The 13,694-nt window shown below is 34.2% G+C and carries 8 protein-coding genes; 5 read left to right on the forward strand and 3 right to left on the reverse strand.

Annotation, left to right across the window (positions count from 1 at the left end; genetic code table 11):
- Positions 1–31: 31 nt before the first annotated feature.
- Complete coding sequence (locus H4V97_RS11685; protein WP_209549799.1) at positions 32–1,813, forward strand: 1-deoxy-D-xylulose-5-phosphate synthase; 1,782 nt, start codon at positions 32–34, stop codon at positions 1,811–1,813.
- 37 nt (positions 1,814–1,850) lie between these two features.
- Complete coding sequence (locus tag H4V97_RS11690; RefSeq protein ID WP_196850004.1) at positions 1,851–2,900, forward strand: DUF3078 domain-containing protein; 1,050 nt, start codon at positions 1,851–1,853, stop codon at positions 2,898–2,900.
- Between the two features lie 77 nt (positions 2,901–2,977).
- On the opposite strand, the gene polA is transcribed toward H4V97_RS11690, so the two are convergent.
- The gene (polA, locus tag H4V97_RS11695) at positions 2,978–5,818 is read right to left on the reverse strand and encodes a DNA polymerase I (protein ID WP_209549800.1); all 2,841 of its coding nucleotides are present in this window, start codon (positions 5,816–5,818) and stop codon (positions 2,978–2,980) included.
- A gap of 346 nt (positions 5,819–6,164) precedes the next feature.
- On the opposite strand from polA, the gene H4V97_RS11700 reads away from it, so the two are divergent.
- The 3 genes from H4V97_RS11700 (at position 6,165) to H4V97_RS11710 (ending at position 9,509) form a co-directional block, all read left to right on the forward strand.
- On the forward strand, positions 6,165–7,640 hold the full coding sequence (locus H4V97_RS11700) for a hypothetical protein (protein ID WP_209549801.1): 1,476 nt from the start codon (positions 6,165–6,167) through the stop codon (positions 7,638–7,640).
- A 262-nt stretch (positions 7,641–7,902) separates the two neighbouring features.
- Positions 7,903–9,138, forward strand: coding sequence for a metallophosphoesterase (locus H4V97_RS11705; RefSeq protein ID WP_209549802.1), 1,236 nt, complete (start codon positions 7,903–7,905; stop codon positions 9,136–9,138).
- 74 nt (positions 9,139–9,212) lie between these two features.
- On the forward strand, positions 9,213–9,509 hold the full coding sequence (locus H4V97_RS11710; RefSeq protein ID WP_196850000.1) for a thioredoxin family protein: 297 nt from the start codon (positions 9,213–9,215) through the stop codon (positions 9,507–9,509).
- A gap of 14 nt (positions 9,510–9,523) precedes the next feature.
- On the opposite strand, the gene H4V97_RS11715 is transcribed toward H4V97_RS11710, so the two are convergent.
- The gene (locus tag H4V97_RS11715) at positions 9,524–10,168 is read right to left on the reverse strand and encodes a polysaccharide deacetylase family protein (protein WP_209549803.1); all 645 of its coding nucleotides are present in this window, start codon (positions 10,166–10,168) and stop codon (positions 9,524–9,526) included.
- A gap of 80 nt (positions 10,169–10,248) precedes the next feature.
- Positions 10,249–13,527 (reverse strand): DUF2723 domain-containing protein, encoded by a 3,279-nt coding sequence (locus H4V97_RS11720; protein ID WP_209549804.1) that lies wholly within the window; start codon positions 13,525–13,527, stop codon positions 10,249–10,251.
- Between the last annotated feature and the right edge of the window lie 167 nt (positions 13,528–13,694).

Below are 13,694 nucleotides of genomic sequence, written 5' to 3' on the forward strand. Positions count from 1 at the left end.
TTAAATATGTAATTTTGTTTTTTTACAAATAATGAAAAATAGTCTTCTCTCTACGATAAATAACCCAGCCGATTTACGCCAGCTTGATGAAGCCCAACTTCCGCAAGTCGCTCAGGAATTACGCAATTTCATCATCGATATTGTATCTGTAAAAGAGGGACACCTGGGTGCCAGTTTGGGAGTTGTAGAACTCACTATTGCGTTGCATTATGTTTTTGACACGCCAAATGATTTATTGGTTTGGGATGTTGGGCATCAGGCTTATGGGCATAAAATATTGACAGGCAGAAGAGAAAACTTTCATACCAACAGACAACTGGGCGGTATTTCTGGTTTCCCTAAAAGAAGCGAAAGCATTTACGATGCATTTGGTGTAGGACATTCCTCGACTTCCATTTCGGCAGCTTTAGGAATGGCAATTGCTTCCAACTTAAAAGGAGATTACGATAAACAACATATTGCCGTCATTGGCGACGCTTCCATCGCTTCGGGAATGGCTTTTGAAGGATTAAATCACGCCGGAGTTACCAATGCTAATTTATTGGTGATTCTCAACGACAACGCCATCGGAATTGACCCAAGCGTTGGTGCATTAAAAAAATATCTTACCGCGGTAAAAGAAGGTAAAAATCCAAGGCAAAATAACATGATTAAATCCTTGAATTTCGATTACTCGGGACCTATTGACGGTCATGATATATTTGCCGTAATCAAAGAATTGAAACGCTTGCAAAAAGTAAAAGGACCTAAATTCCTTCATGTCATTACCACCAAAGGAAAAGGATTGCAACAGGCCGAAGAAAACCAAGTTAAATATCATGCTCCGGGAAAATTCGACGCCGCAACTGGTGAACTTCACATTAAATCCGAAGCCAATTTACCTCCAAAATACCAGGATGTTTTTGGCTTGACCCTATTGGATTTGGCTAGAAAAAATGAAAAAATTATAGGAATCACACCTGCAATGCCTTCGGGAAGTTCGTTGAAATTCATGATGGATGAACTGCCAGAACGTGCTTTTGATGTAGGAATTGCAGAGCAACATGCCGTTACTTTGGCAGCAGGAATGGCAACTCAAGGGATGATTGTTTTTTGCAATATTTATTCCACTTTTTTGCAAAGAGCGTATGACCAAGTGATTCACGATGTCGCTTTACAGAATTTACCGGTAATTTTCTGTTTGGACAGAGCAGGATTAGTGGGTGAAGATGGCGCGACACATCACGGTGTTTTTGATTTGGCTTATTTGCGTTGCATTCCCAATATGATTATTTATGCTCCGATGAATGAAATTGGATTACAAAATATTTTATACACGGCGCAATTGGGATTAAATCATCCTATTTCTATTAGATATCCTCGTGGTCGCGGCGTGATTGGTGAGTGGCAAGTTAAAAATTTTGGAAACTATAATAAAATTAAAATTGGTACAGCCGTTTGTCTTCAAAAAGGATCAAAAGTAGCTGTTTTATCCAATGGAACTATTGGTAACAATGTTACTTTGGCTATAGCCAAACAACAACATCCGGAAACAATTGCGCATTATGATTTTTCTTTTGTTAAACCATTAGATGAAAAGTTGTTGCATATGATTTTCACTTCATTCGAAAATGTAATTACTATTGAAGACGGTGTGATTAAAGGTGGTTTTGGAAGTGCTATTTTGGAGTTTGCTTCATCAAATAATTATACTTCAAAAATAAAAACACTTGGTATTCCTGACGAGTTTATTGAACATGGGACAGTTGGTGAATTGCAACAATATTGCAAAATCGACGTTAAAAGTTTAGAAATGCTTTTTTCAAATTTCTAAAATATTTATTTTGCAGTCCCAAATATAATTGCCTACAATGAAATTATCGCATTACACATTACTATTCTTTTCGTTCTTAACATCCATAAATAGTTTTTCTCAAGAGTCAACAATATCTACAACAGCCCCTGTAATCGTAGAGTTTTCAATGGATACAACACTTGTAAAAGTAACAATACCTGCGATATTAGCGGTAGCCCCAAAAATACTGGCGCCAATGCCGTTTATTCCATTATCAAATTGGACAAAAAAAAACAGCCTAGGTTTTTACATCTCTGAAATTGCTTTTGTCAATTGGAGTGCCGGCGGGACAAGTTCAGTTTCTGGATTGTTGAAGGGAGATTTTACCAGAGTTTATAATAGAGAAAATATGAAATGGGTGAATGAACTCGTCGTTCGATACGGATTGAACAAACAAGATGGAGTTGAAGTTAGAAAAACCGATGATGCGTTGCAGTTTAATTCTACATTTGGATATCGACAAGACACACTTTCTAATTGGTACCATTCGGCAAAATTTAATTTTAATACCCAATTCACTAATGGATATGCTTATCCAAATACCGAAATTGCTATCTCCAAACGATTTGCGCCAGCTTACATTTTCTTAGGCATAGGAGCAGAAAATATTAATAAAGAAAAAAACAGAAGTTTTTATATCTCGCCATTTACATTGAAAAAAACTTTGGTTTTGGATCAACGATTGGCGAATCAAGGAGCGTTTGGTGTTGTTAAAGCGGTGTATAACAGCGACGGAATTTTAATTACGGAAGGACATCGAACAAAAACAGAACTGGGTTTTTTGATGACGAGTTTTTATAAAAAAGAAATTTTTAAAAACGTTAATCTGGAAAATCGTCTGAGTTTGTATTCGGACTACATCAATAATTTTGGAAATATAGACGTCGATTGTGATATTTTATTAGATTTGGTAGTAAATCAATATGTTAAGGCAAACATTGGGACTCGTATTGTTTATGATGATGACATAAAATCTAAAAAAGAAATTGATGGCAACCAAGTTACAGTAGGTCCTAAAACACAATTAAAGCAGCTTTTGGGAGTAGGAATTGTGTATATTTTTTAAAATTAAACAAGTCTATAAAATAAAAAATGCCCATTAGAAATAATAGATTCTAATGGGCTTTTTAAGTTTTTTATTTTTTAATGTGCTTCCAGCCAATCTTTACCCGCACCTAAATCTACATCCAATGGAACCTCAAGTTTAAAGGCATTTTCCATTTCATATTTAATCATGAGTTGGATTTTCTCCAGTTCGCTATTATGAACGTCAAACACCAATTCATCGTGTACTTGTAAAAGCATTTTAGTTTTGTAATTTCCAGATATTAGTTTTTGATGAATATTTATCATAGCAATTTTTATAATATCAGCGGCGCTTCCTTGAATTGGTGCATTCACTGCATTTCTTTCTGCACCTCCGCGAACAATGGCATTTTGAGAATTAATATCTTTTAAGTAACGGCGACGTCCAAGAATTGTTTGTACATAACCGTATTCTCTCGCAAATTCTACTTGTTCCTGAATGTATGATTTTAGCCGTGGATACGTTTGGTAATAAGCTTCAATCAAAGCTGCACTTTCACTTCTGGATAGAGAAGTTTGATTACTCAATCCAAAAGCGGAAACTCCATATATAATTCCAAAATTCACCGTCTTGGCATGGCTACGTTGTTCCCGTGTCACTTCTTCCAAAGGAACATTGAATACTTTTGAAGCCGTTGATTTGTGAATATCTTCTTTGTTTTGAAAAGCTTTTATCATGTTTTCCTCGCCACTTAATGCGGCTATAATCCTAAGCTCAATTTGAGAATAATCGGCAGAAACCAAGGTGTAATTTTCATCACGGGCAACAAATGCTTTTCTGATCTGTTTTCCTCTTTCGGTACGAATTGGGATGTTTTGTAAATTTGGATTATTAGAACTCAATCGCCCAGTTGCCGCTACGGTTTGCATGTAATCCGTGTGGATGCGATTTGTAATCTTGTCTACTTGAAGCGGCAAAGCTTCAACATAAGTGTTCTGTAATTTTATCAATTGGCGCCAGTCAAGAATGTCTTTTACAACTGGATTTTCAATTGCCAAGTAACTCAAAACTTCTTCACCGGTGGCATATTGACCGGTTTTAGTTTTCTTTTGTTTTAGTCCTCCAATTTTTAATTTGTCAAATAAAATATCACCGAGTTGTTTTGGCGAAGCCAAATTAAATTTCTCGCCCGCTATTTCAAAAATCGTGGATTCCAATGATTTTATATCAGAATCTAATTCTTTCGATAAAGATTTCAAGAAATCGACATCTACCCGAATTCCTTCTTTTTCCATATCCGCTAGTACAGTGACTAATGGAATTTCTATTTCTTCAAAAAGTTTTTTGGTTCCTGTTTTGTCTAATTCTAAAGTAAAAATCTCTTTTAATTGTAAAGTTACATCGGCATCTTCAGCTGCGTATTCCTTAATTTCTTCCAAAGGGACATCGCGCATTGATTTTTGATTTTTGCCTTTTTTCCCAATTAAGACTTCAATAGATTGTGGGGAATATTTTAAATACGTTTCTGATAAAATATCCATGTTATGGCGCATATCCGGATTGATTAAATAATGCGCAATCATTGTGTCGAATAATTTTCCTTTTACGGTAACATCGTAATTGGAAAGAATTTTCAAATCGTATTTTAAATTCTGTCCAATTTTTTCGATGTCTTCATTTTCGAAAAACGGAATAAATTTCTCGATTAAAGTTTGAGATTCAGCCTGGTTTTCCGGAAACGGAATATAAAAACCTTTTCCTTTTTCATAGGAAAATGAAATTCCAACCAATTCTGCATGCAAGGCATCAAGTCCAGTGGTTTCCGTATCAAAACAAACAGAAGATTGGCTTTGTAAATTCTGAAGCAGTAATTTAATTCCCAAGTCTCCTTGGATTATCTGATAGGAATGTTCTGTGTTTTCTAAGGTGTTATAATATCTGTGACGGGTTTCTTCCGTCGCGTCTTCTGGAATACTACTCCCAAAAAGATCGAATTGTTCTTCGCTTTTTGCAGCTTGTTTTTTATATAATTTAGCTTCATCGGTTGGAGTGCTCGTTGTTGCCGTTCCTCCTTTTTTAAATATGGCGTCAAACTGTTCTGCCATTCTGCGGAATTCCAGTTCATTGAAAAGAGCATCCGTTTTTTCAACATCAGGAGTTGATAGTTCATAATCGGTTTCATCAAAAACAACAGGGCAATCAATAATAATTGTCGCTAAAGTTTTCGATAGCAAGCCCTTTTCTTTATTGGCCTCAATATTCTCTTTCATTTTACCTTTTAGCTTGTCTGTATTTGCCAAAAGGTTTTCCATGGTACCAAATTCCTTCAGTAATTTCTTCGCGGTAACTTCTCCCACACCAGGTAATCCTGGGATATTATCGGCTGCATCGCCCATCATTCCCAAGAAGTCAATTACTTGATCCGGTCTTTCAATTTCGAATTTTGCCAGTACCTCGGGAACACCCCAAATTTCGATGCCGTTACCCATACGAGCGGGTTTATACATAAAGATATTTTCAGAAACTAATTGAGCAAAATCTTTATCGGGTGTTACCATAAAGACTTTGTAATTCTGTTTTTCAGCTTGTTTGGCAATTGTTCCTATTAAATCATCCGCTTCAAAACCTTTAACTTCAATAATGGGAATGTGCATGGCTTTTAGTAGCTCTTGTATATATGGAATGGCAATTTTTATTGCTTCTGGCGTGGCATCACGATGCGCTTTATATTCAGGAAATATTTCATTTCTCAGTTGGCTTCCTCCATTGTCAAATGCTACCGCGAGATGATCTGGTTTTTCTCTTTTTATAACATCCATTAAGGAATTCATGAATCCCATAATTGCTGAGGTGTCCATTCCTTTTGAATTGATTCGAGGATTTTTTATAAAAGCATAGTAGCCACGAAAAATTAAAGCATAGGCATCGAGAAGGAACAGACGTTTTTGTTGTGACATGAGTGTTATTTTGTATCGTTTTCAAAAGTACAAAACTTGTCAGATAAAGGAGTGACAGATTGTAAAATTTCTTATTTGTACTGGGCAAATTTTATATTCTTGAATAAGATCTTAAAAATGTAAATTTCTGTCAGTTTGAAACTTGTATATAATTTGAAAGAAAATAGCGAATAAATAAAATGTAATTTTAAATCGACGTGTTAAAATTGTAGGATTAAATTTATGCAAAATACAAATAAATGCCGTTTATCGATTAAATAAGTATTTAAGCGATATAAAGAGTAATTTTAACGAATAATTATAAGCCAAGTTGTGCTTTATTATCTAATCTTTTATTTCGTTTATTATGGAAAAAAATTACACTGCTAAAAAGGTATTACAAGCCTACCTATTATTTTTCATGATAATAACGACAAATATGTTTGCCCAGGTGGGTATTGGGACAACTAGTCCGTCTGCAAGTTCAATTTTGGATTTAACATCTACTACTCAAGGTCTGTTGACACCTCGAATGACAACGGCGCAAAGGATCGCGATTGCAAGTCCAGCGGATGGATTAATGGTGTATGACACAGATTTAAAATCATTGTATCATTTTGATTCCGGTATTACAAGATGGGATAAAATTAATACGGATGCTAATTACGGTAGAATTAAATTTAAACGTATAAAATCTACAGATGTTTTGGCAACGGTTTTGGCTGCAGAGAAAACTGCCGGTGGGGGTAGTAAATATCTCTTAGACACAAACACTTTATATGAAGTTAACGGTACAATTACCGTTGACTTTCCTATAGAATTAAATAATGCCTATATTATTGGTCAAGATTCTGGAGACGATAAGTTGGTTAAAGCTTCTGGAGATCTTTTTACAGGAACAACTGGAGGATCGATTAGAGTGTTAACTTTAACGGCCACAGCAGGAAAAGTATTTAATATTACGGGTGGCGGTACTCAAAATTTAATTTTTAGGGATGCAGTTGTTGCGAGTTCTTCGAATGTTGGAGTGATTGATGGATTTTCTTTAGTTTTTATAAGTATTGTACAATATGTAGGTAATACGACCGGAATTATTTATAAAGATATTTCTAAATTATTAATAACCAATGTGGGATGGTTTGGAAATAATTCCGGAACTTTTGAAACGATTCAAGGGACTTTTGGATTAATTCAGAAAGCGGGAGGTTTTAGTGAAGTAAATGGAACTAGTATTGGATTTGACGTGTCTTCAAACCCTACAATAACGGGTTCTGCCCTTCTTGAAACGGTAGTTTTTATGGGAACAAATACAACTGGGTTTATAAAAGGATATACCGTTGGTAGTTTTGCGGGCTATAATTTTAATACTAAATGGAACACGCGTTGCGCAGGTATTCCCACAGAGGGGGATTTGGTAGCTATCGCAGATATTAGTTTTGATTATGCCATAGGATCCGGCGCATCAACAAGTCTGTCAAGTACTGCCGTAAAGTTAGCAGGAACGACGACATCAAATGGTCTTTTTAGATTCTCGACAGACGGTGGTATAAATAACAGATTGAAATATTTAGGGATTAAAAGTCGTTACTTTAGAGTGGGTGGTTCGGCTTCTTTTCAATCAACGGTCAATGGTGATATCTATGTGTTTTATATTGCTAAGAATGGAACGGTTATCAGTCAGTCCAAAATTTATGCTAAATCAACCTCGACTTCAGACATTATTGCAGTTCCAATCGGAACAACAATATCATTAGCAACCAATGATTATGTAGAAGTGTATGTAATGAGATATTCAGGTTCGGGAGACATACTAACTGTTTCGATGAACCTAGTAATCAATTAAGATTTTACAAAATGTATATTTTAACATTACTGATAATATTATTTTTAATTGTTTTTATGATTTTAGAATCAAAAAATGGATTATGATTAAGTTCGGAAATCAAAAGAAGAATTTTTTTTATAAGCTGATATAGAAATGTATCAGCTTTTTTGATAAAAAAGAGATTGATCACAATAGATTTGGTGTATTTTTAGTTAAATTTAGATTAATAAAAACGCATACTACTTTCTTAATTTGTTATTTTGTCTTAAATTTTATAGAAATGATTGTTCGTATATTATTATTGTCTGTTATCCTCTTTATTGTTGAGTTTTATGCCTTTCAAGCAATACGTACCTTAATAAAGCTAAAATGGGTTTTGATATCTTATCAAATCATCAGTTTGCTACTCTTTTTGTTTATTCTTTATTTTTTTACCCAGTTTGATCGCTCCGTAGGACAAACGAAACAAACAATGTTTACAATGGGTTTAGTTCTTTTGGTTTATATTCCAAAATTGGTTTTAAGTCTTGTTTTGCTAGGTGAAGATATTTTTAGAATTGGAGCAGGATCAGTAAATTATTTTATTGAAAACAATGATGATGCAACCTTTTTTGCGTCCAGAAGAAAATTCGTGAGTCAGGTAGGGTTAGGGTTGGCGGCCGTTCCTTTTTTATCTTTAATATATGGCGTGACCGTAGGGAAGTATAATTATAAGGTTATCAGACAGCAGATATTTTTCCCTGATTTGCCAGATGCTTTTGATGGTTTTACCATCACACAAATATCAGATGTGCACAGTGGAAGCTTTGATAATCCAGAGAAAATCAATTATGCAATAGATTTAGTAAATGAGCAAAATTCGGATCTGATTTTGTTTACTGGAGATATTGTTAATACTGATGCTAAAGAAATGCATCCTTGGATAGAAACGTTCAACCGAATCAAAAAGCATGAATTTGGTAAATATTCTGTTTTAGGGAATCATGATTATGGTGAATATGTTACTTGGCCATCTGAAAATGCAAAAGAGAAAAACTTTCAAGACATAAAAAATCTCTACGGACAAATAGGATTTAAACTATTATTGAATGAGCATACTTTTATTGAAAAAGGAGGGGAGAAAATTGCATTAGTTGGAGTAGAGAATTGGGGTCAAAATTTTAAAAAAGCTGGCGACATCAATAAAGCTTCACAATATTTGGAAAAAGAAGATTTTAAAATTTTAATGAGTCACGATCCAAGCCATTGGGATTATGAAATTAAAAATCACGATAAAAATTTCCATTTAACATTATCCGGGCATACACACGGTATGCAATTTGGAATTGAAATCCCAGGGTATTTCAAATGGAGTTTAGCGCAATATGTTTACACGCAATGGGCTGGTTTGTATGAAAATTTAGGAAGATATGTTTATGTAAATAGAGGTTTTGGCTTTCATGCTTATCCTGGAAGAGTAGGAATTATGCCTGAAATTACCGTGATTGAACTAAAAAAGGGCAAGGCTTTGGCTTAATTCGTTAAAAATGTTACATTTGTATAATAATTATCTCTTTTTAGTAAATTTAGAAAATTAAATTCGTTGATTTTATGTCAAAATTTGGAGAACTTATAAATACACAAATCCCTGTGTTGATTGACTTTTATACGGATTGGAATGAATCATCGGTTTCAATGCATCCTGTAATTAGAGATGTGGCGGCTGCGCTTGGTGACAAGGCAAAAGTCATAAAAATTGACGTTGATAAAAATCAAGAATTAGCGGAAGCTTTGCGAATAAAAGGACTTCCTACTTTAATGATTTATAAAGAAGGTTTAATGATCTGGAGACAATCTGGAGAATTAGATGCTAATACAATCATTAATCTGGTTCAAGAGCAGATATAGTTACTTCTTACGTGCTATTCTATAACTTCACAGGTAAAGTTTTTTTCTTTTAAATAAGCCAAGGTTTTAGGGAGTACATATTCAAGGTTTTTGAAGGCCTTTGTACTGTCGTGAAAAACAATTATACTTCCTGATTCTACGTTAGAGAGAACGTTTTCTAAACACTTTTCCTTTGAGAGAGTGGAATCAAAATCTACACTAAGAACATCCCACATTATTATTTTATAGGCCAATTGGCGTATAGCTTTCGCTTGCGATCTTTTTATTTTGCCATATGGCGGACGAAAGATTTTAACATTCAGATTATTGATTGCAGTTTGTTGGATGGTTTTCTCGCATCGTTCGAAATTATCTAAATAAATTTCAGTTGTAGTTTTCCAACCATTCAAATGATTGAAGGTGTGATTTCCAATGGCGTGTCCTTCGCTAATGACTTTGTTGAATATTTCCGGATGTTTACCAATATTATCACCAATACAGAAAAACGTTGCTTTTACCTGATGTTTTTTTAATTCTTCCAAAACCCATTCAGTAATTTCCGGTATGGGACCGTCGTCAAAAGTGAGGTGTATTTTATTTTCAGTATTGGGAATATTCCAAACATAATTTGAAAATATTTTCTTTATGATCCAATTTGTTTTTACCCAGATATCGTTCATTTTTTTATTTTTAAAAGTAAAAAAAATAGCGACATTTTTCAATATCGCTATAATCTATACTTGTGAAATTTTAATCCAATTTACTCTTTTTCACGACCAAATCGTTCAAATATCCTAATATAAGTATTAAAAGTGGATCTGTTTTTATTGTAAAATGGAATATCTCCGCTTTCTTTCATTACTTTCAGTAAACCTCTGTAACGTTCGATATCAGTAATAATATCCACAGCGATATCCGTTTGGTCTGATGAGCTTAGTTTGGCATAATAATCAAGGTTTTCTTTATATTTAGTCATTAATTTTTCTAAAAGTTGCTGCGCTTTTGCTTTTTCACCAATGTCATAATACCCTTTTGGAAATGGCTCTACAAGAGAATAATATCCAAATTTATCCAATGGCATTTTAGTCATGGCTAAATCGATGATGTTTTTTGCTTTGTCTTTTTTTCCTTCGGCAATTAACTGATTCATCAATCTGGCAAGACCCATTCTATAGGTAATGCCATTTCTTCTGGTTTCAGGGTCATGATATATTTTTGGACTGTCACTATTTCCCCAGTCCAGTTTCATAACGTTGGCATACATTTTATCGGTATCAATTTGTCCCATATCCATTTGGCCATCGTCTTTATTGAATTTGGTTCTTATGGGAACTAATTTATAGACTACCATACCGTCTAATTGAAGGTAATCTTTCATCCAAAGATAATCATCGCTATCAAATGCGCCAGCACTGAAATAAATTGGTCTTTTCCAATTATTATTAGCTATAATATCAAGCATCATTAATCGGTTTTTATACAATGCATTTCCTTTGATATCTAAGTCAATATAGGGGACAATAGAGTCATTATATTTTGATGAAACAACTTTGTTCTTTATGATGGCATTCTTGTCAACAGGAATCCTTATTTTATTTGTTGGATAAAAATGAATCGTTTGTCCGTTTTGCATCTCAACGGTTGATTTTGGATTTTTAATAAAATTTAAAAAATCTTTTATTTCCCATCTGGTATCTACTTTTGGAATATGAGCCACATAATCTAATTTGTCTCCTACATATTGGTCGTGTGTGAATGAAATTGGTAAAGGATCAGATTCGTACGTTTTCGTTTTCATTTGATCAATATACCAATCGGTCATGAAAAGACTCGTATTTACGATTTTAACATCGGTTCTTACCTTTTCTATTTCTTGAGCATACCATAATGGGAAAGTGTCATTGTCACCTATGGTAAATAATATGGCATTTGGGTCACAAGAGTTAAGATACGCTTTCGCCAAAGTTAAAGCGGTATATTTGTTAGAACGGTCGTGATCATCCCAGTTTTGAGAAGCCATAAGAACCGGAGCGGCTAATAAACATGCTGCTATAAGTATGGGTCCTGCTATTTTTGGAGCCAAATATTTCTGGGCGCTTTCGTAGAGTGCATAGACACCAAATCCTATCCAAATGGCAAATACATAGAAAGATCCCACTAAAGCGTAATCTCTTTCTCTCGGTTCAAAAGGTCGTTCGTTTAGGTAAATTTTCAATGCTAAACCTGTAAATAAGAACAGCGCCAGTAAGACATAGAAACTCTTTAAATCTTTATTGGCGTGATACATCAAACCAATAAGTCCCAATATAAAAGGTAAAAAGAAATATACGTTTCGGCCTTTATTATTTAGTACATCAGATGGTAAATTATCTTGTGAACCTAAGTGTAAATTGTCGATAAACTTAATTCCGCTGATCCAGTTTCCATCTAAGTTATCATATCTTCCTTGCACATCACTTTGACGTCCAACGAAGTTCCACATCAAATACCTCCAGTACATGTATCCAAATTGATATTCGACCATAAAGCTTAAATTGTCAACAGTTGTTGGTTTTTCTATGATCAAATAATCCCCGTAACTTTTTAAGAAAGAAACATAGCCATCATTGTCTATTTGTTTTTGAGCATAAGCTTGTCTAAATTCAGTTATCGTTTTTTGAACTTCATTCTTCAACTGCGCGATGGCTTTGTCGTGTTCTTCTTCGGTTAAATTACTCGGGTCTATTCCGTATTTTGCTAAATCATCTTCATAAGGATAATCCGGATTGATTTTAAATGCAGGCGGGTTAGAGAAATTCATGTAATTCGCCACATGCTCTGTACTCCACATTCTAGGCAAAATAGTTTTTTGATGATCGTCACTATTTTGTTCGGCATTTTTGAAATTATTCGTAATAATATATTTGCCGGTTTTATAATCTCTTTCGTAGTTTGGCGCTTTGTCTAAATAAGGATTTTCCTTGTCTAAGCCTGCAAAAGTTTCAGTGTATTGTGACCCATAAAACAATGGATTTACGCCGTATTGTTCTCTGTTGTAGTAAGCTAGCACTTCTGCTGCATCCGAAGGTTTATTTTCGTTAATTACCGTATTGGCGTTTGCTCTGATGGGTAGCATCATCCAGGTAGAAAATCCAATTAAAATAAATAAAATGCAAAGAATGACAGTATTGTAAAATATAAAGCCTTTTTGCTTGGTGTATTTTAATCCAAAATAAAAGAATGCGATAAAAAGTAGTGCAACAAAAATAGAACCCGAATTAAATGGCATTCCTAATTCATTTACCATGAAAACTTCAGTCTTGGCAAAGAAAGCCATTGTGTAAGGCAATAATAGTTTGAATATAACTAATAAGATTGCGATAACGACAACATTTGCAATGATGAAATTTTTGACGGTAACGAATTTGTAATGTTTGAAAAAATAAAGAAAACCTATCGCTGGTATTGTTAATAGAGCCATGAAGTGAACTCCAAATGAAAGTCCAACAACCAAACAAATGATCAATAGCCATTTATTTCCTCTTGGTGTTTCCATGTCTTGTTCCCAACGCAATCCCAACCAAAACAGGAGAGAAATAAGTAGAGAAGCCATAGCATAAACTTCGGCTTCTACGGCATTGAACCAAAAACTATCAGAGAATGTATAAGCTAATGCTCCTACAAATGAACTTCCAAGGATAACTATGGCGTTGTCTTTGTTTATTTCAGAAAAGCGAGAAATTAGCTTTTTTAATAACATGGTGGAAGACCAATACATAAATAAAATCGTAAAGGCACTTGAAAAAACAGACATCATATTGACCATTAATGCAATATGTTTATCATCTGAGGCAAACATCGCGAAAAAGGCACCAATCATCTGGAATAAAGGAGCTCCGGGCGGATGTCCTACCTCAAGTTTGGCCGCAGTTGCAATATATTCTCCACAATCCCAAAAACTCATTGTGGGCTCAACAGTGAGCGTATATGTTACTAATGCTATTGCAAATGTAAACCAACCTATAATCGTATTCCATTTATTGAAATTGAATGTTACCATATTTCAGACTAAAATTTTAGTTAAATTTTTTGAGTTACAAAGAAAATCTTTTTTTGTTTAATGATGCGAGCATTAACAAAATTTTCAAAAAAAAAATAGATTTTGATAATTGATTGGTTTTTAGTTGGTTCAAAAATAATATTTGATGGGAGTGGAAGAGAATGAAA

This window comes from Flavobacterium sp. CG_23.5 (assembly GCF_017875765.1).
Classification (GTDB): domain Bacteria; phylum Bacteroidota; class Bacteroidia; order Flavobacteriales; family Flavobacteriaceae; genus Flavobacterium.

What these genes read in the sequence shown, in the direction of transcription:
- H4V97_RS11690 (WP_196850004.1), top strand. Translation starts at nt 1,851, where the DNA reads ATGAAATTATCGCATTACACATTACTATTCTTTTCGTTCTTAACATCC.
- H4V97_RS11685 (WP_209549799.1), top strand. Translation starts at nt 32, where the DNA reads ATGAAAAATAGTCTTCTCTCTACGATAAATAACCCAGCCGATTTACGC.
- H4V97_RS11700 (WP_209549801.1), top strand. Translation starts at nt 6,165, where the DNA reads ATGGAAAAAAATTACACTGCTAAAAAGGTATTACAAGCCTACCTATTA.
- polA (WP_209549800.1), bottom strand. Translation starts at nt 5,818, where the DNA reads ATGTCACAACAAAAACGTCTGTTCCTTCTCGATGCCTATGCTTTAATT.
- H4V97_RS11710 (WP_196850000.1), top strand. Translation starts at nt 9,213, where the DNA reads ATGTCAAAATTTGGAGAACTTATAAATACACAAATCCCTGTGTTGATT.
- H4V97_RS11715 (WP_209549803.1), bottom strand. Translation starts at nt 10,168, where the DNA reads ATGAACGATATCTGGGTAAAAACAAATTGGATCATAAAGAAAATATTT.
- H4V97_RS11705 (WP_209549802.1), top strand. Translation starts at nt 7,903, where the DNA reads ATGATTGTTCGTATATTATTATTGTCTGTTATCCTCTTTATTGTTGAG.
- H4V97_RS11720 (WP_209549804.1), bottom strand. Translation starts at nt 13,527, where the DNA reads ATGGTAACATTCAATTTCAATAAATGGAATACGATTATAGGTTGGTTT.